Origin of the sequence: Pseudomonas sp. SWRI50 (genome assembly GCF_014269095.1) — a bacterium.
In the GTDB taxonomy this organism is placed as follows: domain Bacteria; phylum Pseudomonadota; class Gammaproteobacteria; order Pseudomonadales; family Pseudomonadaceae; genus Aquipseudomonas; species Aquipseudomonas kermanshahensis.
On record NZ_JABWRW010000003.1, the window covers coordinates 242237 to 261294 of the forward strand.

General features: G+C 63.6%; 16 protein-coding genes and 3 pseudogenes. 14 read left to right on the forward strand and 5 right to left on the reverse strand.

From position 1 onward, the window contains the following. The first annotated feature begins 72 nt into the window (after positions 1–72). Positions 73–1356 carry a putative hydroxymethylpyrimidine transporter CytX gene (gene cytX, locus HU750_RS04885; protein ID WP_027592503.1) on the forward strand — a complete coding sequence of 428 codons (1284 nt, stop codon included), beginning with the start codon at positions 73–75 and terminating at the stop codon, positions 1354–1356. Here the strand turns inward: cytX and HU750_RS04890 are convergent. Beyond that, positions 1325–2071: an RsiV family protein gene (locus HU750_RS04890; RefSeq protein ID WP_186677333.1), complete on the reverse strand. Its 747-nt coding sequence runs from the start codon at positions 2069–2071 to the stop codon at positions 1325–1327. The two genes, cytX and HU750_RS04890, sit on opposite strands and share 32 nt — an antisense overlap. Before the next feature lie 185 nt (positions 2072–2256). On the opposite strand from HU750_RS04890, the gene HU750_RS04895 reads away from it, so the two are divergent. From HU750_RS04895 to HU750_RS04950, 12 genes and pseudogenes are all read left to right on the forward strand, one after another. Further along, entirely contained in the window at positions 2257–2874 is a 618-nt protein-coding gene (locus HU750_RS04895; protein WP_186677336.1) for an NUDIX domain-containing protein, read from the forward strand. Continuing rightward, positions 2865–3317, forward strand: a complete 453-nt coding sequence (locus tag HU750_RS04900) for a DUF1249 domain-containing protein (protein ID WP_027592506.1) — start codon at positions 2865–2867, stop codon at positions 3315–3317. The genes HU750_RS04895 and HU750_RS04900 overlap by 10 nt, the downstream gene beginning before the upstream one ends. 85 nt (positions 3318–3402) lie before the next feature. Then, complete coding sequence (gene cpdA, locus HU750_RS04905; RefSeq protein ID WP_186677339.1) at positions 3403–4203, forward strand: 3',5'-cyclic-AMP phosphodiesterase; 801 nt, start codon at positions 3403–3405, stop codon at positions 4201–4203. A 195-nt stretch (positions 4204–4398) separates the two neighbouring features. Then, positions 4399–4638, forward strand: a pseudogene (locus HU750_RS04910) (YqiA/YcfP family alpha/beta fold hydrolase); the annotation flags it as partial. Then, positions 4619–4810, forward strand: a pseudogene (locus tag HU750_RS04915) (DNA topoisomerase IV subunit B); the annotation flags it as partial. The pseudogenes HU750_RS04910 and HU750_RS04915, both read left to right, overlap by 20 nt. Further along, positions 4809–5143 (forward strand): annotated as a pseudogene (locus tag HU750_RS27125) (metallophosphoesterase family protein); the annotation flags it as partial. The pseudogenes HU750_RS04915 and HU750_RS27125, both read left to right, overlap by 2 nt. A gap of 239 nt (positions 5144–5382) precedes the next feature. Next, complete coding sequence (locus HU750_RS04925; RefSeq protein WP_027592508.1) at positions 5383–5991, forward strand: YqiA/YcfP family alpha/beta fold hydrolase; 609 nt, start codon at positions 5383–5385, stop codon at positions 5989–5991. A 48-nt stretch (positions 5992–6039) separates the two neighbouring features. Continuing rightward, on the forward strand, positions 6040–7944 hold the full coding sequence (gene parE / locus HU750_RS04930) for a DNA topoisomerase IV subunit B (protein WP_027592509.1): 1905 nt from the start codon (positions 6040–6042) through the stop codon (positions 7942–7944). Further along, positions 7941–8927 (forward strand): esterase-like activity of phytase family protein, encoded by a 987-nt coding sequence (locus HU750_RS04935; RefSeq protein WP_186677344.1) that lies wholly within the window; start codon positions 7941–7943, stop codon positions 8925–8927. Before parE ends, HU750_RS04935 begins: the two co-directional genes overlap by 4 nt. Further along, entirely contained in the window at positions 8924–9442 is a 519-nt protein-coding gene (locus tag HU750_RS04940; protein ID WP_027592511.1) for a retropepsin-like aspartic protease family protein, read from the forward strand. Before HU750_RS04935 ends, HU750_RS04940 begins: the two co-directional genes overlap by 4 nt. Positions 9443–9452: 10 nt before the next feature. Continuing rightward, positions 9453–11711, forward strand: coding sequence for a DNA topoisomerase IV subunit A (gene parC / locus HU750_RS04945; RefSeq protein ID WP_186677346.1), 2259 nt, complete (start codon positions 9453–9455; stop codon positions 11709–11711). A gap of 173 nt (positions 11712–11884) precedes the next feature. Then, entirely contained in the window at positions 11885–12595 is a 711-nt protein-coding gene (locus HU750_RS04950; RefSeq protein WP_027592513.1) for a PqiC family protein, read from the forward strand. A 160-nt stretch (positions 12596–12755) separates the two neighbouring features. On the opposite strand, the gene HU750_RS04955 is transcribed toward HU750_RS04950, so the two are convergent. Beyond that, a complete protein-coding gene (locus HU750_RS04955) occupies positions 12756–14219 on the reverse strand; it encodes an AhpA/YtjB family protein (protein WP_027592514.1) in 1464 nt (487 codons plus the stop codon). Positions 14220–14354: 135 nt separating this feature from the next. Between HU750_RS04955 and serB the strand changes: the two genes are divergently transcribed. Continuing rightward, complete coding sequence (gene serB, locus HU750_RS04960; RefSeq protein WP_186677348.1) at positions 14355–15569, forward strand: phosphoserine phosphatase SerB; 1215 nt, start codon at positions 14355–14357, stop codon at positions 15567–15569. A 152-nt stretch (positions 15570–15721) separates the two neighbouring features. Here the strand turns inward: serB and asd are convergent, their stop codons facing one another. Genes asd through HU750_RS04970 form a run of 3 tightly spaced genes read right to left on the reverse strand, consistent with a single transcriptional unit; the run spans position 15722 to position 18984 of the window. After that, a complete protein-coding gene (asd, locus tag HU750_RS27075) occupies positions 15722–16585 on the reverse strand; it encodes an archaetidylserine decarboxylase (protein ID WP_099430587.1) in 864 nt (287 codons plus the stop codon). Between the two features lie 9 nt (positions 16586–16594). After that, positions 16595–17404, reverse strand: coding sequence for a rhodanese-like domain-containing protein (locus tag HU750_RS27080; protein ID WP_099455500.1), 810 nt, complete (start codon positions 17402–17404; stop codon positions 16595–16597). Between the two features lie 44 nt (positions 17405–17448). Beyond that, on the reverse strand, positions 17449–18984 hold the full coding sequence (locus HU750_RS04970) for an HDOD domain-containing protein (protein WP_186677350.1): 1536 nt from the start codon (positions 18982–18984) through the stop codon (positions 17449–17451). Between the last annotated feature and the right edge of the window lie 74 nt (positions 18985–19058).

Here is a 19058-nt window from a genome sequence, read left to right on the forward strand (position 1 = left end):
ACGCCTTCGCGGGGCAAGCCCGCTCCCACCGTTGGATGCCTGTTCATCACAATCTTTGCGGCGATCACAACAATGACTACACCCAGCCATTTTTCCCCGGACCACCCGGTCCCCACCAGCCAACGCATCTTCGGCTTCGGCGACCTGTTCTCGCTGTGGTTCTCCCTCGGCATCGGCTTGATGGTGCTGCAGGTCGGCGCCATGCTCGCCCCAGGCATGGGCCTTGCCAGCGCGGTGCTGGCCATCGCCCTTGGCACCGGTGTGGGCGTGCTGTTACTCGGGGCGGCGGGTGTCATCGGCAGCGACACCGGCCTGTCTGCCATGGGCACCCTGCGGCTCAGCCTGGGCAGCCATGGCGCCCGCTTGCCGGCAGTGCTCAACCTGTTGCAGCTGGTGGGTTGGGGGGCGTTCGAGATCATCGTCATGCGCGACGCGGCCAGCCTGCTCGGCGCGCGTACCTTCGGTGAAGGCAGTGCGTGGAACAGCCCCATGCTTTGGACCCTGTGCTTCGGCGCCCTGGCGACCCTGCTTGCAGTCAGCGGGCCGCTGGCGTTCGTGCGCAAGGTGTTGCGCACGTGGGGCATCTGGGTGCTGTTGGGCGCGTGCCTGTGGCTGACCTGGAACCTGTTCGCCAAAGCCGACTTGGCCGACCTGTGGCAACGCGCCGGTGACGGCTCGATGTCGCTGGCTGTGGGCTTCGACATCGTCATCGCCATGCCGCTGTCGTGGTTGCCGCTGATCGCCGACTACTCGCGGTTCGCCCGCAGCGGCAAGCGTGTGTTCGGCGGTACCGTGCTGGGCTACTTCATCGGCAATACCTGGCTGATGAGCCTGGGCGTCGCTTACACCCTGGCCTTTGCCCCCAGCGGCGAAGCCAATGCCTTGCTGCTGGCCCTGGCAGGTGCTGGGCTGGGTATCCCGTTGCTGTTGATTCTGCTGGACGAGTCGGAAAAAGCCTTTGCCGACATTCATTCGGCCGCCGTTTCCACCGGCGTGCTGGTACGCCTGAAAGTCGAGCACCTGGCGCTGGCCATTGGTGTGCTGTGCACCCTGATCGCGCTGTTCGCGCCACTGGCCCAGTACGAAAACTTCTTGCTGCTGATCGGTTCGGTATTTGCGCCGCTGTTCGGCGTGGTGCTGATGGACCACTACGTGATCCGTCACCGCCGCCTGCCGTCACAGGTCGATGGCTTGCACTGGCAGGCGTTGCTGGCCTGGGCCGTGGGTGTGGCGGCGTATCACCTGATTGCCGCGCAAGCACCGGACCTGGGCGCAACCCTGCCGGCGCTAGTGCTGGCAGGTGTGCTGCATGCGCTACTTAGCTTCAGCCGCGGCCGGGAAACAGCTCGGGCTTGATCACGCCGTTCAGGCGCGGGTAGGGGATCTTCAGCTCGACGTGGCCCATGGAGTAGGGCGCGATGGCATAGACCTCATACTTGACCACCACCGCGCCGTACGTCAGGGCGATGTGCGGCGACCGCTTGAAGGGCCAGGTCTTGACGAAGTCGGCGTCCTTGTCCATGCCGACGCTGATCATCCACGCGCGGTGCGACTCTTCGACGGTTTTCCAGAAGGTCTCTTCCTGGCCGGGCACCAGCATGTCCTGCAGGGTCAGTACCTTGTCCAGCTTGCGTGAATAGTTGATGAAGCCGCGCCCTGGCATGCCATGGGCGCCACCGCTGTCCAGGTAGCTGGACAGTTCGATGATCACCAGCCCGTCATGCTGTTCGCGTACCTTGGCTTGCAAATAGCTGCTGTTGCGCTTGTCGGCGTTGGCCAGGTACTGCTGCTCATACGCCTGCAGGGTGGTTGGCGCGGCGCCGTGCTGGTTGTCTTCGGTCAGCTGCAGCAGGCGCTGTTCGACGATGGCGTCGAGCTTGGGCTGGGCCGGGAAGTGAATGGTGTCGATGTTTACCAGCGGGCAGTCGCTTTCGCTGCAGCCGGGTTTGACGTGCTCCCAGGCGTCACGCTTGACCTCGAGCGGGGCCCGGTAATTGGGCGTGAACAGGCTCTGGCAGGCACCCAGGGCCAGTGCCAGCACAGCCACGGAAGTCAGTTTGACAAGTGTCATGATGATCCTTGCAGAACAGGGAAAAGTCGGCCTTTGACCGTCGGCGCGACCGTCAGTTCGCCACTAAGCTAACAGACAGAAGGCGCGCTGTCCCGACTGCGCGAACGGTTGCCGGAAAGGGGTGAAACGCGCCAAAGTGCGGAGTAGGATGGCGCGATGCAGTATTTGAGGTCATGAGGATTTCCATGTCAGACGCGTTGAATTCAGTGCCCAAGGGCTTCGAGGTCATCGAGCGGGCCAATTGCTTCCAGGGCTTTTATAAGCTCGACAAGCTTCGCCTGCGCCATGAACTGTTCGCCGGGGGCATGGGCCGCGAGATCAGCCGCGAACTGTTCGTGCGCCACGATGCGGTTTGTGTATTGCCCTACGATCCACAGCGTGACGAGGTGGTGCTGATCGAGCAGTTTCGTGTCGGTGCCCTCGACAAAGTCGCCAACCCTTGGCTGATCGAGATGGTCGCCGGGCTGATCGACAAGGACGAGCAACCTGAAGAGGTCGCACACCGCGAGGCAGAAGAAGAGGCCGGGCTTACGTTCAGCGCTTTGTGGCCAATGACCCGCTACTTCCCATCGCCCGGTGGCAGTGACGAATTCGTCCACCTGTTTCTGGGGCGCTGCACCAGCGAAGGTGCGGGCGGCCTGCATGGCCTGGAAGAAGAGGGCGAAGACATTCGCGTGCGCGTGTGGTCGTTCGAGGATGCCTTGCAGGCTGTGCGTGATGGCCGTATCTGCAACGCCGCGACGATTATCGGCCTGCAATGGCTGGCGCTTAACAGAGACGAAGTTCGAGGTATGTGGAAGTGAACCTGCTGCGCGAGCGATATCGGGTTGACCTGGTCGGGCTGCAAGCAGCCTGCGAGGCCAATTACGCCCGGCTGATGCGTTTGTTACCAGACATGCGCACTACCCAGAGCTCGCGTCGCATCGGCATGACCCAGGGCGACCAGATGCTCGGTGTGCTGGTGCTCGATGTCGTGCTGGCCTGCCCTTATACCACCACCCTGCATGTGCGCCAGGAGCACAGCTTGCCGTGGCTGCCGGTGCCGCACCTTGAGGTGCAGGTGTACCACGATGCACGCATGGCCGAGGTGGTCAGCGCCGAGCATGCCCGGCGCTTGCGCAGCATTTACCCTTATCCGAATGCGGGTATGCACCAGCCGGACGAAAAAGCGCAGCTCAACCTGTTCCTCGGTGAATGGCTGAGCCATTGCCTGGCCTGCGGTCATGAACTGGCAAGTGTTCGCTGAAATGTGATGTGCGTCGGTTTCGGGTGTTTGCTCGCAACCGTTGCGCAGCCATAATTCGTGCTGAATCCGTTCGAGGAGACGGCCGTTGCCGCACCTAGACCCAACCCGCCCCGTGCATGTGGTGCAACTTACCGATGCCCACCTGTTCGCCGACCCGGCCGGCACCCTGCTTGGCCTGAACACCCGTGACAGCCTGCGCCATGTGGTCGCCCAAGTGCGCCGCGAGCAGCCGCCCATCGATTTGCTGCTGTGCACCGGCGATCTGTCCCAAGATGCCAGCGTGGCCTCCTATGAGGCGTTCCGTGAGCTGACCGCACCGTTTGCCGTGCCCACTCGCTGGTTGCCGGGTAACCATGACGAGGCGCAGGTAATGGCGCAGGTGGCGCCGGAGCTGGTACAGGCGGTAACCGACATTGGCGCATGGCGCGTTGTCATGCTCAACACGGCCGTGAACGGTGCTACCCACGGATTTCTGGAAGACGACCAACTGGCCGCGCTGGAATCTGCCTTGAAACAGGCCGGTGAGCGCCATTGCCTGGTGTGCTTCCACCATCAGCCGGTGGACATCGGCTGCGCCTGGATCGCGCCCATCGGGCTGCGCAACGCCCAGGCGTTGTTTGCCATCGTTGAACGTTATCCACAGGTGCGGGCGTTGCTCTGGGGGCATATCCACCAGACGTGGGATGAACTGCGCGAGGGGTTGCGCTTGATGGCCACGCCGTCGACCTGCATTCAGTTCGCGGCGCAAAGTGAGGACTTCAAGGTGAGCGAAGAGCAGCCTGGCTATCGCTGGTTGCGCTTGCATGCCGACGGGCGGCTGGAGAGCGGCGTGGAGCGGGCACGGGACTTCGAGGTGAAACTGGACTTCGACAGCCCGGGGTATTGAGGTTCAGGCAATACATCTTCCTTGTAGGAGCAGCCTTGTGCTGCGAAGAGGCCAGCTGCAAAAACGCCGATCTTGATTCTTGCCACCGGCCTCTTCGCAGCACAAGGCTGCTCCTACACGGAAAGCGCCCCTTGAATGCCCGCAAGTGCCTGAAGAAAGTGTTGCGAAATCCCCCTCACTGCGTCAAAACCCGGCGCCAGCGAAACCCTGGATTATCGCCACGCCGAGCGCTATTACCGAGCGTGTGCATTGCGCATCCAGGCCGGTGGCGACCACAGCTTCCAGGGCTTTGTCGAGCGCCTGCCTACACTGCTGGCCTGTGCCGGGATTGCCCCGGGCGCGTATGCTCGACTTTTCCGTGCTCTGAGCTTTGTACCTAGCACTTTTGCATTCACCCGACTGACGACAAGACCCCATGGCCAATCCCAGCACTAGCGCCTATAGCGCAGACACCAACGAAGTCCTCTCGGGCCTTGATCCGGTCCGCAAGCGACCGAGCATGTATATCGACACCGGCATGCCGAACCACTTTGCCTATGAAGTCGCCAACAACAGTGTCGACGAAGCCCTGGCCGGTCACGTCCGTTCGAGGCAGGTCATCCTCCATCAACACGGCCGTGCACGGTGCTACCCACGGTTTTCTGGACGACGACCAACTGGCCGCGCTTGAATCTGCCTTGAAACAGGCCGGTGAGCGCCATTGCCTGGTGTGCTTCCACCATCAGCCGGTGGACATCGGCTGCGCAATGCCCAGGCGTTGTTTGCCATCGTCGAACGTTATCCACAGGTGCGCGGACTGCTCTGGGGGCATATCCACCAGACGTGGGATGAACTGCGCGAGGGGGTGCGCTTGATGGCCACGCCGTCGACCTGCATTCAGTTCGCGGCGCAAAGCGAGGACTTCAAGGTGAGCGAAGAGCAGCCTGGCTTCATCTTCCTTGTAGGAGCAGCCTTGTGCTGCGAAGAGGCCAGCTGCAAAAACGCCGATCTTGATTCTTGCCACCGGCCTCTTCGCAGCACGAGGCTGCTCCTACACGGAAAGCGCCCCTTGAATGCCCGGAAATGCCTGAAGAAAGTGTTGCGAAATCCCCCTCTCTGCGTCAAAACCCGGCGAACGCGCTACACTGCGCGTCCCTGCGCCCGCAACAAGGGCGCGAAGCCGCAGATTCCGGGGGCAGCATGTCGGGTTCCATCCTCTATATCCATGGCTTCAACAGCTCGCCGCTGTCCAAGAAGGCGCGCCAGCTCGAGGCAGTCATGCAGCAGTTGGGCTTGTCCGACCAATTGCGTGTGCCGGCGTTGCACCATCACCCACGCCAGGCCATCGCCCAATTGCAGGGCGCCATCGCCGAACTGGGTGCGCCCTTGCTGGTCGGCAGTTCGCTCGGCGGCTACTATGCCACCTATCTGGCAGAGCGCCACGGCCTCAAGGCCTTGCTGATCAACCCAGCGGTGGCACCCCACCGGTTGTTCGATGGCTACCTGGGCACCCAGCGCAACCTCTACACCGATGAGGCCTGGGAGCTGACCCACGATCACGTGCAGGCCCTGGCCGAGCTGGAAGTGCCAGCCCCCGAGGATGCCAACCGCTACCAAGTGTGGTTGCAGACCGCTGACGAAACCTTGGATTATCGCCACGCCGAGCGCTATTACCGAGCGTGCGCATTGCGCATCCAGGCCGGTGGCGACCACAGCTTCCAGGGCTTTGTCGAGCGCCTGCCGGCACTGCTGGCCTTTGCCGGGATTGCCCCGGGCGCTTATGCGGCACTCGACTTTTCCGTGCTCTGAGCTTTGTACCCAGCACTTTTGCATTCACCTGACTGACGACGAGACCCCATGGCCAATCCCAGCGCTAGCGCCTATAACGCAGACGCCATCGAAGTCCTCTCGGGCCTTGATCCGGTCCGCAAGCGACCGGGCATGTACACCGACACCAGCCGACCGAACCACTTGGCCCAGGAAGTCATCGACAACAGTGTCGACGAAGCCCTGGCCGGTCACGCCCGTTCGGTGCAGGTCATCCTTCACGCCGACCACTCGCTGGAAGTCAGCGACGATGGCCGCGGCATGCCGGTGGACATCCACCCCGAAGAAGGCGTGTCCGGGGTCGAGCTGATCCTGACCAAGCTGCACGCCGGCGGCAAGTTCTCCAACAAGAACTACCAGTTCTCCGGGGGCCTGCACGGCGTGGGTATTTCGGTGGTCAACGCCCTGTCGACCCAGGTGCGCGTGCGCGTCAAGCGTGACGGCAACGAGTACCAGATGACCTTCGCCGATGGCTTCAAGGCCAGCGAACTGGAAGTGGTGGGCTCGGTCGGCAAGCGCAACACCGGCACCAGCGTGTACTTCAGCCCCGACCCGAAGTACTTCGATTCGCCAAAATTCTCCATCAGCCGCCTCAAGCACGTGCTCAAGGCCAAGGCCGTGCTGTGCCCGGGCCTGCTGGTCAGCTTCGAGGACAAAGGCAGCGGCGAGAAGGTCGAGTGGCACTACGAAGATGGCCTGCGTTCCTACCTGGTCGACTCGGTCAGCGAGTACCTGCGTCTGCCCGACGAGCCGTTCTGCGGCAGCCTGGCCGGTAACAAGGAGGCCGTGGACTGGGCCTTGCTGTGGCTGCCTGAAGGCGGCGACAGCGTTCAGGAAAGCTACGTCAACCTGATCCCCACCGCCCAGGGCGGGACCCATGTCAACGGCCTGCGCCAAGGCCTGCTGGATGCCATGCGCGAGTTCTGCGAGTTCCGCAACTTGCTGCCCCGCGGGGTCAAGCTGGCGCCTGAAGACGTCTGGGAACGCATCACCTTCGTGCTGTCGATGAAGATGCAGGAGCCGCAGTTCTCCGGGCAGACCAAAGAGCGCCTGTCGTCCCGTGAGGCGGCCGCCTTCGTTTCCGGCGTGGTCAAGGACGCATTCAGCCTGTGGCTCAACGCCCACCCCGAGCTGGGCATGCAACTGGCTGAACTGGCCATCAGCAACGCCGGTCGTCGTCTCAAGGCCAGCAAGAAGGTCGAACGCAAGCGCATCACCCAAGGCCCGGCGCTGCCGGGCAAACTGGCGGATTGCGCAGGCCAGGACCCGATGCGCGCCGAGCTGTTCCTGGTCGAGGGTGACTCTGCCGGTGGATCGGCCAAGCAGGCGCGGGATAAAGAGTTCCAGGCGATCCTGCCGCTACGCGGGAAGATCCTCAACACCTGGGAAGTGGACGGTGGCGAAGTCCTTGCCAGCCAGGAAGTGCACAACATTGCTGTGGCCATCGGTGTCGACCCGGGGGCTGCCGACCTCTCGCAGCTGCGCTACGGCAAAATCTGCATTCTCGCCGACGCCGACTCCGACGGCTTGCACATTGCCACGCTGCTGTGCGCACTGTTCGTGCAGCATTTCCGCCCACTGGTAGAGGCCGGCCATGTCTACGTGGCCATGCCGCCGCTGTACCGCATCGACCTCGGCAAGGAAATTTACTACGCCCTGGACGAAGCCGAGCGCGACGGCATCCTCGATCGCCTCGTAGCCGAGAAGAAGCGCGGCAAGCCGCAAGTCACGCGATTCAAGGGGCTGGGTGAAATGAACCCGCCACAGCTGCGCGAAACCACCATGGACCCGAACACCCGGCGGCTGGTGCAGCTGACGCTGGACGATGTGCAGGCCACCTGCGAGCTGATGGACAAACTGCTGGCCAAGAAGCGCGCCGGCGACCGCAAGAGCTGGCTGGAAACCAAAGGTAACCTTGCCGAGGTCATGGTTTGATTCGGCTGTTTCTCGCCGCTTGCCTTGCCCTGGTTGCCTTGCCGAGTGTGGCGGGCGACTGGCCGCAGTTGAAGATGACTGCCGAATACCCCGTCGAGGGTATGCGCGGCGGCAACTTGTCTGGGTTGGTGCAGTGCCGGGGTGCGTTGTGGGGTGTATCCGACCGTGACGATGACCGGGTCTATCGTTTCGATCAGCAAAACGCGGTGTGGCGTGCACAACCGCTGACCTTCACCCCGCCGCCCGTACCCGAGAGCGGCTTGCCGTGGGGGCTGAAGTCGCGCAACTGGGCGGCGTCCTATGTGCGCGGTGGCGAGCTGGACTTCGAAGGCATCACCTGTGACCAGGCCGGTAGCCTCTACCTGGTCAGCGAGGCGCATGCTGGCGTGTTGCGCATCCCGCTCAAGGGTGAGCCGGACTGGTTGAAGATCGACCCGGCCATGGTTCGGCAGGCGCGGGCCAGTGGCATGCTGCTTAACTTCAATGCCTTGTTCGAAGGCTTGGCGATCAACCCGACGGGTGACCGCATCTGGCTGGCCGCCGAGCGCGAGCGCCGGGGGGTGGTGGCGATCGAACGTCAGCAGTCGGTGTGGACCTGCGGGCGCAGTTGCGTGCTGCTGAGCGAGGCTGGCGTCGAGATGCAGCCGCCGCAGATGCCCAACCCCCGGGCGCTATCGCGTGATTTTGCCGACCTGGCCTGGTTCGAGGGCAAGCTGTACACCCTTGAGCGTAACGCCTACCGTATTTGTCGCCGCGACGCAGACAGCGGCGTGGTCGAGCGTTGCTGGTCGTTCGCCGCCGATGCGTTGGTGGAATCGCGCCGGTACGATCAGCCGTACGGCCTGGCAGAAGCCCTGGTAATCGATGCCAAAGGCGCCTGGATTGGCCTGGACAACAATAATGGCGTGCGCGCCGATGGCGAGGCACGCCCGATCGTCTGGCGCTTTGACGCACCCGCCGGCGGCTGGAGCGCCAAGCCATGAGCCAGGCTCCGGGCAAGCGTGCCGGTAAGCTACTGATGATCGTCGCCTGGGCGGCGGCGTTGTTCCTTGCTACGCGTTTCTTCGGCCAATGGGAAGACAGCCAGCGCAACCCTAATGCCCAGGTGCAGTCTTCACGTGGCGAAGGCTTTATCGAGGTGCGCCTGCTGAGCAATGGCCAGGGGCACTTTGTGGTGGATGGCGCGATCAATGGCCAGGCCGTGCATTTCATGCTCGACACCGGGGCGACCGACGTAGCGATACCCGAGGCCTTGGCCCACACGCTGGCGCTTGCGCGCGGCAGCCCGGTGCTGCTCAGCACCGCAAACGGCCGCACCGAAGGCTACCGCACGCGGCTGAATACCCTGCAGCTGGGTGATATCCGCCTGCAGGACGTGCGAGCCACCGTGGTGCCAGGCCTGGACGGGCAGACTGTGCTGCTCGGCATGAGCGCCCTGAAACAACTTGAATTTACCCAGCGCGGCGGCACCATGCTGCTGCGCCAGAACCTGAAATGACGAGGCCCGCATGAGCGACTCACTGGAACTCAGCCTCGACGGCGTCGAACGCCGCTCGCTGGCGGACTTCACCGAACAGGCCTACCTCAACTACTCCATGTACGTGATCATGGACCGGGCCCTGCCGCACATCGGCGACGGCCTGAAGCCGGTGCAGCGACGCATCGTCTACGCCATGAGCGAGTTGGGGCTCGATGCCGATGCCAAGCACAAGAAGTCGGCGCGTACCGTCGGCGACGTGCTCGGCAAGTTCCACCCCCACGGCGACTCGGCCTGCTACGAAGCCATGGTGTTGATGGCGCAGCCGTTCAGCTACCGCTACACCCTGGTCGATGGCCAGGGCAACTGGGGTGCGCCCGACGATCCGAAGTCGTTCGCCGCGATGCGTTACACCGAAGCAAGGCTGTCGCGCTACGCCGAAGTGCTGCTCAACGAAGTGGGCCAGGGCACCGTGGACTGGGTGCCGAACTTCGACGGTACCCTGCAGGAGCCCGCGGTATTGCCAGCGCGCCTGCCCAACATCCTGCTCAACGGCACCACCGGTATCGCCGTGGGCATGGCCACCGACGTGCCGCCGCACAACCTGCGTGAAGTGGCCAGTGCCTGCGTCCGTTTGCTCGACGAGCCCAAGGCCACGATCGAGCAACTGTGCGAGCACATCCAGGGCCCGGACTACCCGACCGAAGCTGAGATCATCACCCCGCGCGCCGAGATCCTGAAGATCTACGAAACCGGCCGCGGTTCGATCCGCATGCGCGCCGTTTATCGTGTCGAAGATGGCGATGTGGTGGTCACCGCACTGCCGCACCAGGTCTCCGGGGCCAAGGTACTGGAGCAGATCGCCGCCCAGATGCAGGCCAAGAAGCTGCCGATGGTGGCCGACCTGCGTGACGAGTCGGACCACGAGAACCCGTGCCGCATTGTCATCATCCCGCGCTCCAACCGCGTGGATGCCGACGAACTGATGCAGCATTTGTTCGCCACCACCGACCTGGAAAGCAGCTACCGGGTCAACGTCAACATTATTGGCCTCGACGGCCGGCCGCAGCTGAAGAACCTGCGCGCCCTGTTGCTGGAGTGGCTGGAGTTCCGAACCACTACCGTCCGTCGCCGGCTGCAACACCGTCTGGACAAGGTTGAGCGTCGCCTGCACCTGCTTGAGGGCTTGTTGACGGCCTTCCTCAACCTGGATGAAGTGATTCACATCATCCGCACCGAGGAGCATCCCAAGCAGGCGTTGATCGACCGCTTCCAACTGACTGAAATCCAGGCCGACTACATCCTCGAGACCCGCCTGCGGCAGCTGGCGCGCCTTGAAGAAATGAAGATTCGCGGCGAGCAGGACGAACTGCTCAAAGAGCAGGCCAAGCTGCTGGCCTTGCTCGGCAGCGACGCCAAGCTGCGCAAGCTGGTGCGCACCGAGCTGATCAAGGACGCCGAAACCTATGGCGATGACCGCCGTTCGCCAATCGTCGAGCGTGCCGAGGCCAAGGCGCTGTCGGAAAACGAGCTGATGCCGACCGAACCGGTCACCGTCGTACTGTCGGAAAAGGGCTGGGTGCGTTGCGCCAAGGGCCACGACATCGATGCCACCGGCCTCTCGTACAAGGCGGGCGATGGCTTCAAGGCCGCCGCTGCCGGGCGCTCCAACCAGTTTGCCGTGCTGATCGACTCTACGGGCCGCAGCTATTCGGTGGCCGCGCATACCCTGCCGTCGGCGCGGGGGCAGGGCGAGCCGCTGACCGGCCGCCTGACACCGCCACCTGGGGCAACCTTCGAGTGTGTGCTGTTGCCTGACGATGACGCCCTGTATGTGGTGGCGTCGGACGCCGGCTACGGGTTCGTGGTCAAGGGCGAAGACCTGCAGGCCAAGAACAAGGCCGGCAAGGGCCTGCTCAGCCTGCCCAGCGGGGCAAAAGTGATGACGCCACGCCCGGTGGCCAACCGCGAGCAGGATTGGCTGGCAGCGGTGACCACCGAGGGCCGGCTGCTGGTGTTCAAGGTCAGCGACTTGCCGCAACTGGGTAAAGGCAAGGGCAACAAGATCATCGGCGTGCCCGGTGATCGGGTGGCCAGCCGTGAAGAATTTGTCACCGACCTGGCGGTGATGGCCGAAGGGGCGACCCTTGTATTGCAAGCCGGCAAGCGTACGCTATCTCTGAAAGCGGACGACCTGGAGCACTACAAGGGCGAACGGGGCCGGCGCGGCAGCAAGCTGCCACGCGGCTTCCAGCGTGTCGATGGGTTGCAGGTGGAAGGTCCGGCGTAACCCGGTGAAATGTCTGGAACGGCAATTTCAGCGCCGTTCCAGGCAGAAATGCTGGAGTCGGACAGCTATTTCGCGGATGATATGGCCCCTGCGGTGCCGGCGTAGCCGTGTGCCCGATTGAATCTACATGAGTATCACTGCGGTCTGCCTGTGGCGACCGCCTGGATGGGATGATGAAACTTCTGCGCCTTCCATTTGCGCTGTTGATGACGGGCCTTTTGGGGCTGGGCGGATGCAGCATGCATCAGCCGGTTGCCTTGTACCAGCTCGACAGCGGTGATCCTGGCCAGCCGTCGCAAAGCGCGGGCATGGCCGTGGTGCTCGGCCCGGTGTCGGTTGCCGATTACCTGCAACGCGAGACGTTCCTGCAGCGTCAGGCCGATGGCAGCCTGAGTTCGGCGACCGACGGTCGTTGGGCGGGCAGCCTCTCGTCGGACATTGACCAGTTGCTGGTTCGCCAGCTGGCCTGGCGCCTGGACAGCCAGCGCGTGGTCCTGGCACCGGCAACCGCTGGCTTCAGCCCGGACGTGCAAGTCTTGCTGTCGATTACCCGCCTGGATTCTGGCAAGGACCAGCCGGCGATTCTCGATGCCCAATGGCGTCTGCTCGACCGTCGTGGCCATGTGCGCGACAACCGCATCGTTCACCTCGAGCAGCAGCACGAGGGTAGCGAGGCGTCGCAGGTGCAGGCGCAAGGGCAATTGCTGCAAAAGCTGGCTGAACAATTGAGCACGGCGGTCAAACCGTTGGCCAATCAGCCTGCCATTGCCGAAGAAGCGCCGAAAAAGCCAGCTGCACCGGTACAGGTGAAGAAGGCGCCGGAGAAATCCAAGATCCCGATGGCTTCGCCGATCCGTACCGATATGGAAGTCTATCGGTTCTGATGGTTCCGCCAGATACGAAAAAGCCCGCACATGTGCGGGCTTTTTCGTATCTGCTAGGTGATCGCTGTAGGAGCAGCCTTGCGCTGCGAAGAGGCCGGGGCTGGCAATGCATCTCTGTTGTTAGGGCCGGCCCCTTCGCAGCACAAGGCTGCTCCTACAATCAGGCTCGACGCTCGTGCATCCGCGCCAGTTGCCGTTCCAGCATCGACGGGTAAGGCTCCATCAGCCGTTCCACGCAGCACGCGCCTTCGGGGCTGGCAATCGGGCGGATCCGCGCGCGCTGACGAATCAGTGCGTCGTCGCTGATCTGACGCTCCACCAGCAACAGGTTGCGGCTGTGCTGCGACAGTGCCAGGGCATCCTGAGCTTTTTCAGCCATCAGCAGGTCGACCAGCTCCAGCCCATGCAGGTCGTTACCCAGGGCCAGGCCCAGCTGCAGTTGCAGGGTAATGCCACTGTCCGCGACTTCGATCTGCAAGGCATGGCCCAGTGCGCGCAGCAGCTCGCCGCAGCAGATCGCATTGGTCAGGTAGTCCTCGCCACAGTCGCGGCTGTGGAACAGCACCAGAGTACTGCCGTCGTTGAGTGTGTGGGTTTCGCCCTCATACAGTGAGGCGGCATGCTCCAGGCAGTCGCGGTAGCGCTCCAGCAACTCGGTCAGGCGCGTGCGCGGCAGGCGGCGCAATTGCTCTTGCGAGCCGAGCTGCACGGCCAGCACTGCACTGTTTTGCGGCTCGTCAGACTCGAACGGCACCGCCTTCGGGGCGCTGTCCTCGTTGTCGAGCAACCCGGCGAAGGCTTCATCGTCCTCGTCGTCTGCCTGGGCGACAACCTTGGCGCGCGGGGCAGCCTTGGGGGCCGGTGGGGCTTCGTGCAGGTGCTCGAAAGTGTCTTCGTCGTCCTCGTCTTCTGGCTCTGGCTCTGGTGGCGGCGGCGGGGCCAGGCGAGTGTGCAACTGGCGGGCGATGTCACCGATCTCGTCCTGACGGTCGGTGGCCGGGGTGTAGGGGTGCGGGTCGCGCAGCCAGACACGCAGTTGCAGCAGCGGCAGGGTGATATGGCGGGCCTGGCGCAGGCTCAAGCTCAGTGCCAGGGCCAGCAGGATGGCGGCGAGGATGCCCATGCTCTGAAGGCTGATCAACATCGGCTGCTGGAACTGGCCCATGTCCAGGCTGATGCGCAGTTGCCCGGCGGTGACGTCCTGGAAGGTGATCTTGGTCTGGTACAGGCCTTCGGCCTCGCCCAGCAGGCTGTTGCGCGGGCGCTGGCCAGCTTCGGCAAGGATGCGGTTGTCCACGCTGTAGATCGCCGCATGGGCCACCAATGGGTTTTTCACCAGGTTACCCAGCAGCACGTTGAGGCTGAGGATGTCGTTGGACACCAACAGCTCCGTGGCCGACGTGGCCGTCTGCGTGGTCAGGCTTTGGCCGAGCGCATCCGCCTGCTCGTGCATGGCCTGCTTGAACTGCAGGCCCATCACGCAGGCATAGATGACCAGTGCCAGCGCCACCAGGAAAATGTTGGTGAAGGCGATGCGCAGCGCCAGAGGGACGCGACGTTGACTCAGGGCACGATAGATCATCAGGAAGAAGTTGTCTGGCTTGACGGGGGTGGGCCGGTTCACAGCGCTCGGCTCTTAATGGCATAAAAGTGAGGGGCAGTATAGCGACCCCGGTTTTTTCGGCAAAGTATCGTTCGCGCCCGATGGTCACGGAAAATCGGTAGAATGCGCATTTTTCATCGAAGTCGGAGTCCGGTCTTGCGCGAAATCGTCCTGATCAACATCACAGGTGAAGACCGTCCCGGTCTCACCGCGGCCATCACCGGCGTCCTGCTGCAGGGTGGTGTGAACATCCTCGACATCGGCCTGGCGGTCATGCACGGCACCTTGTCGTTCGGCATTCTGGTCGATATCCCGGACAACGAAGTGGCCACCAACCTGCTGCAAAGCGTGCAGGCCAAGGCCCATGAGCTCAATCTGCAGGCACGTTACACGCCGATTTCCGAGGCTGATTACCAGCATTGGGCCGATGGCCACGGTGAGGCGCGTCATATCGTCACCCTGCTCAGTCGCAAGATTACCCCAGAGCAGCTGCAACGGGTCAGCGCGGTCATCAGCCAGTACGGCCTGACCATCGAGCGCATCGAGCGACTGTCTGCCCGTGTGGGCCTGGATGCCGACACCGAGAAGGGCAAGGCGGCTGTCGAGATTTCCGTGCGCGGCGAGCCGAGCGATGCCCAGGCCTTGCGTGCAGACTTCTTCGCCCTGGCTGAAGCGTTGAGCATCGACATCGCCTTCCAGAAGGACGACTTGTTCCGTCGCAACCGCCGCCTGGCGGTGTTCGACATGGACTCGACCCTGATCGAGGCCGAGGTCATTGACGAACTGGCCAAGGCTGCCGGCGTCGGCGAGCAAGTGGCTGCAATCACTGAGCGGGCCATGCGCGGCGAGCTGGACTTCCGCGCCAGCTTCAAAGAGCGCATGGCGTTGCTCAAGGGCCTGGACGTGGGCGTGTTGGATGAGATCGGTGCCTCGCTGCGCCTGACTGAAGGTGCCGAGAACCTGTTCGCCGAGCTCAAGCGCCTGGGCTACACGACTGCGATTCTGTCGGGTGGCTTTACGTACTTCGCCCGACAGGTGCAGGCGCGCCTGGGCATCGATTACGTGTTCGCCAACGAGCTGGAAGTGGTCGACGGCAAGGTAACTGGCGTGGCCGTTGAACCTATCGTCGATGCGCAGCGCAAGGCTGAGCTGCTGCAGCAGTTGGCCAGCGAAGAGGGCTTGCAACTGGACCAGACCATCGCCGTGGGTGATGGTGCCAATGACCTGCCGATGCTGTCCTTGGCAGGCCTGGGCGTGGCGTTCCGTGCCAAGCCGCTGGTACGTCAATCGGCCAAGCAGGCGATTTCGACCCTGGGGCTGGACGGTGTGCTGTATCTGCTGGGGCTGCGTGACCGCGACGCGCGCGGCTGATTCGAGATTTTGGGGCTGGTTTGCAGCCCTGATCTCTGTAGGAGCAGCCTTGCGCTGCGAAGAGGCCGGTGAAGCGGCGAAGATTTAGCTGTCTTCGCTGGCCTCTTCGCAGCACAAGGCTGCTCCTGCAGGGGCATGTGTACTTGCTGGCCTCAGGCTTCGGCAGGCGCTGCCAGTAGCTGCCCCATGCGCACCGCCGAACCGGCACCCAGGCTTTCTGCCCACTTCACCTGCTCTGGCCCGAACAGCACGATGGCGGTCGAACCCAGTTTGAAGCGGCCCAGCTCGGCGCCTTTTTCCAAGTGGATCGGCGCGCGGCTGCCTTCGTCGTAACGGAAGGTCTTCAGCTCACGCTTGGGCGGGGTTACCAAACCGGCCCAGACCGTCTCGATCGAGGCGACGATCATCGCACCTACCAGCACCACGGCCATCGGCCCACGCTCGGTGTCGAATAGGCACACCACACGCTCGTTACGGGCAAACAGCTCGGGGACGTTTTCTGCAGTGGTCTGGTTCACCGAGAACAGGCGGCCCGGCACGTACACCATCTCGCGCAGGGTGCCGGCCAGCGGCATGTGCACACGGTGGTAGTCCTTCGGCGACAGGTAGATGGTGGCAAACTCACCGCCCATGAACGGCGCAGCCATGGCTGGATCGCCGCCCAGCAGCTCTTGCGCGCTGAAGCCGTGGCCCTTGGCCTGGAAGATGCGGCCGTGCTCGATCGGGCCAAGCTGGCTGACCGCGCCGTCGGCCGGGCACAGGATGGCACCGGGGGTTTCGTCCAGCGGACGGGCGCCGGGCTTCAGGGCACGGGTGAAGAAGGCGTTGAAGTGTTCGTAAGCGCTCAGGTCTTCGACCAGGGCCTCGGACATGTTCACCTGGTAGCGCTTGGCAAACCAGGCGGTGAAGGCGTTTTTGAACCAGCGTGCACGGCACTCGGCAATGCAGCCGGCCAGCCGCGACAGCAGGTGGTGCGGCAGCAGGTACTGGCTGATGATGAACAAACGGGATTTCATGCAGGTTCCTTAGACTTCTACAGGCGTGTCCGGGTGGTTGCCCCATTCGCTCCACGAGCCGGCGTAGGCCTTGACGCGTGGGTAGCCGAGGGATTTGGCCACCAGGTAGGTGAAACCGGAGCGGCGGTGGGTCTGGCAGTGGGTGATCACTTCCTTGTCGGGGGTGATGCCCAGCTTTTCGAGGACGTCGGCGATGTCCTGGCGGATGCGCAGGTGGTCATTGAGGTCCATGCCGGCAGTCCACTCGAAGTTGATCGCGCCGGGAATATGACCGCCTTTGGCCGCCAGAACCTTCTCGCCGCTGTATTCCTGCGGGCCGCGGGCGTCCCAGATGACCAGGTCATCGGCGCCCAGGCGGCTTTGCAGGTATTCGCGGGTGGCGGTTGGCTCGCCATGCACGTGCAAGCGTACGGGCGTGTTCGCCGGCGCCGGTACGTCGGTCACCAGCGTGTCTGCCGGCCAGGCCTGGATACCACCATTGAGGTAGTGGTAAGCCTTGTGGCCGATCACGTCGAGCAACCAGATGAAGCGCCCGGCCCAGCCGCCGCCTTCATCGTCATACACCACATAGACGGCATCGTTGCGGTGGCCGAGTTCGCTGAACAGTTTTTCCAGGTCGCCCAGGGCCGGTACCAGGCCAGGTGCGGGTGGCTGGCCCAGCTGGGTGCGCTTGCCCTCGACGAAGCGTGCGCCGGGGATATGGCCGCTGACATAGCGGTTGGCGCTGCTCAGGTCGACCAGGATCAGCTGTGGCGAATCCAGGCGCGGCAGCAGGTCTGCGGCTTCGATCACCAGGGGCAGGCCGGAAAAGTCAGTCATCCACGGTCTCCAGTGTGGAAAGAGGGGCGATTGTAGCGCAAGGCTCAGCCCTTGCGGTTGGCAAACACCGACAGCGCGCGCTCGATGCATTGCGCGGTTTTACCAAAGGCTTGCACGCTGATATCGGCCAATGGCCGGCAGCCCTGGTCGGCCACCATCAGCATCAGCACCTGATCGTTTACCGCCAGCGAGCGCAGCAGCACGTGCTCGCTGCGGAACAGGGCGCGCAGCGGGGCGGGCAGCAGGGCCGAGAACTGGCTGTGGTTTTCCGGGGTGATGCGCAACTGTCCGGCCTGGGCCATCAGCTTTTGCAGCAGTTTGTTTTGCGACACCTGCAGGGCCAGGGCTCCGGCCTCTTTGGGCAAGCCGGCGGCCTGTTGCACGCGCAGGTAGTCGCTGGCCTTGTCCAGGCTCAGCAGCAGGATGCGTTGCATGCCGCAGGCCAGTAGGGCTTCGCGGGCCTGGGTGGCCAGGTGCACGGTATTGGTGAACGGGCTGGGCTGGGCCAACAGGTCCTGGCACAGCTTGCGCCAGCGCGCCAGGTCGTCGCTACTGGGCGGTGGTGGGGCTAGCATGTCCGGGTGCGGGCGGCGCTGGTGCCAGGGCCAGATCAGTGCTTCCGCCGGGTGGAACAGGGCATGCCTGGCGTGGCGGCGGGCGCTGGCCGCAGCCTGCTGGTGCACTTGCTGTTGCACGTCTTCCAGCGAGGTTTGCAGGTAGAGCGCAGTCAGCAGCTGCCAACGCAGCAGGTGCGGGTTGTCCCAGCCCACCTGCGCCGCCAGCGCAAGGTTGTTGGCCAGCAGCACGGTGTTGGCCGGCTGGTTGAACCAGCGGCGCAGGCCCGGCTCGGCATCCAGGCGGTGTTGCTGGCTGAGCAGGTCTTCGTCGCGGGCGATACTCAGCACCTGGGCCAGTTGTTCGCGTTCTTCCAGCAGCAGGCGGTAACCCTGGGTTACCCACTGCGGCAAGCGCCAGTACTCCGCCATGGTCCGGCACAGCGCCATGATGCGCACGCCAAACAGTTCTTCTTCTACCTGTGCGGCGTCCTCGCCTTTGTGGATAACCCGCAGCTCCCAGGTGTCGAGCAGCTTGGGGTAGGCCAGTGCCAGCGGCCACAGGGGTGACAGGAACAGCAGGCTGCCCCAGTGAATTTCCTGCCACAGCCGTGCCAGGCGGCTGGCGAACAGGCCGCTGGCCTGCTGCGAAGCGTGCTGGCTGATCAGCTGGAACTGGCTGAGCACTGGCGGGATTTCTTCGACGGGCACGGAGGGCAGGCGCTTGAGCAACTGCTCGGTGCGGGCCAGGCCCAGCCGGTTAAGGGCGATTTCCAGGCTCTCGGCAGGCTCGGCCTGGCTGGCGTTGGTCGGGTGATTGGCCTCACGCAGCACGGAAAGCACCAATGCCGGGCTGTCCTGCATCAGTTCGGCGATATCGCGCAGCGAGCGGCGGCTGTCATTGATGGCAGCGATTACCCGGTCGTGACTGTGCTTCGGCACGGGGATGCGGACACTCTCCAGCAGCTTTACCCAAGCCTCTAACGTACGCGGCGGCTGAGCGGGCACCTTGGTTTCAATTGGCATTTTGACATCAGTCCGAACTGGCTTTTCGCTTTGAGTGGCTATAGTCTGGCGCAGTTCTGCCGATAAGTAGAAGA

Bases quoted from the DNA above. Each gene is read 5' to 3' on its own strand.
- HU750_RS04940 (WP_027592511.1), top strand. From the start codon at position 8,924: ATGAGCCAGGCTCCGGGCAAGCGTGCCGGTAAGCTACTGATGATCGTC.
- HU750_RS27080 (WP_099455500.1), bottom strand. From the start codon at position 17,404: ATGACTGACTTTTCCGGCCTGCCCCTGGTGATCGAAGCCGCAGACCTG.
- parE (WP_027592509.1), top strand. From the start codon at position 6,040: ATGGCCAATCCCAGCGCTAGCGCCTATAACGCAGACGCCATCGAAGTC.
- HU750_RS04925 (WP_027592508.1), top strand. From the start codon at position 5,383: ATGTCGGGTTCCATCCTCTATATCCATGGCTTCAACAGCTCGCCGCTG.
- HU750_RS04890 (WP_186677333.1), bottom strand. From the start codon at position 2,071: ATGACACTTGTCAAACTGACTTCCGTGGCTGTGCTGGCACTGGCCCTG.
- cytX (WP_027592503.1), top strand. From the start codon at position 73: ATGACTACACCCAGCCATTTTTCCCCGGACCACCCGGTCCCCACCAGC.
- HU750_RS04970 (WP_186677350.1), bottom strand. From the start codon at position 18,984: ATGCCAATTGAAACCAAGGTGCCCGCTCAGCCGCCGCGTACGTTAGAG.
- HU750_RS04950 (WP_027592513.1), top strand. From the start codon at position 11,885: ATGAAACTTCTGCGCCTTCCATTTGCGCTGTTGATGACGGGCCTTTTG.
- parC (WP_186677346.1), top strand. From the start codon at position 9,453: ATGAGCGACTCACTGGAACTCAGCCTCGACGGCGTCGAACGCCGCTCG.
- HU750_RS04895 (WP_186677336.1), top strand. From the start codon at position 2,257: ATGTCAGACGCGTTGAATTCAGTGCCCAAGGGCTTCGAGGTCATCGAG.
- asd (WP_099430587.1), bottom strand. From the start codon at position 16,585: ATGAAATCCCGTTTGTTCATCATCAGCCAGTACCTGCTGCCGCACCAC.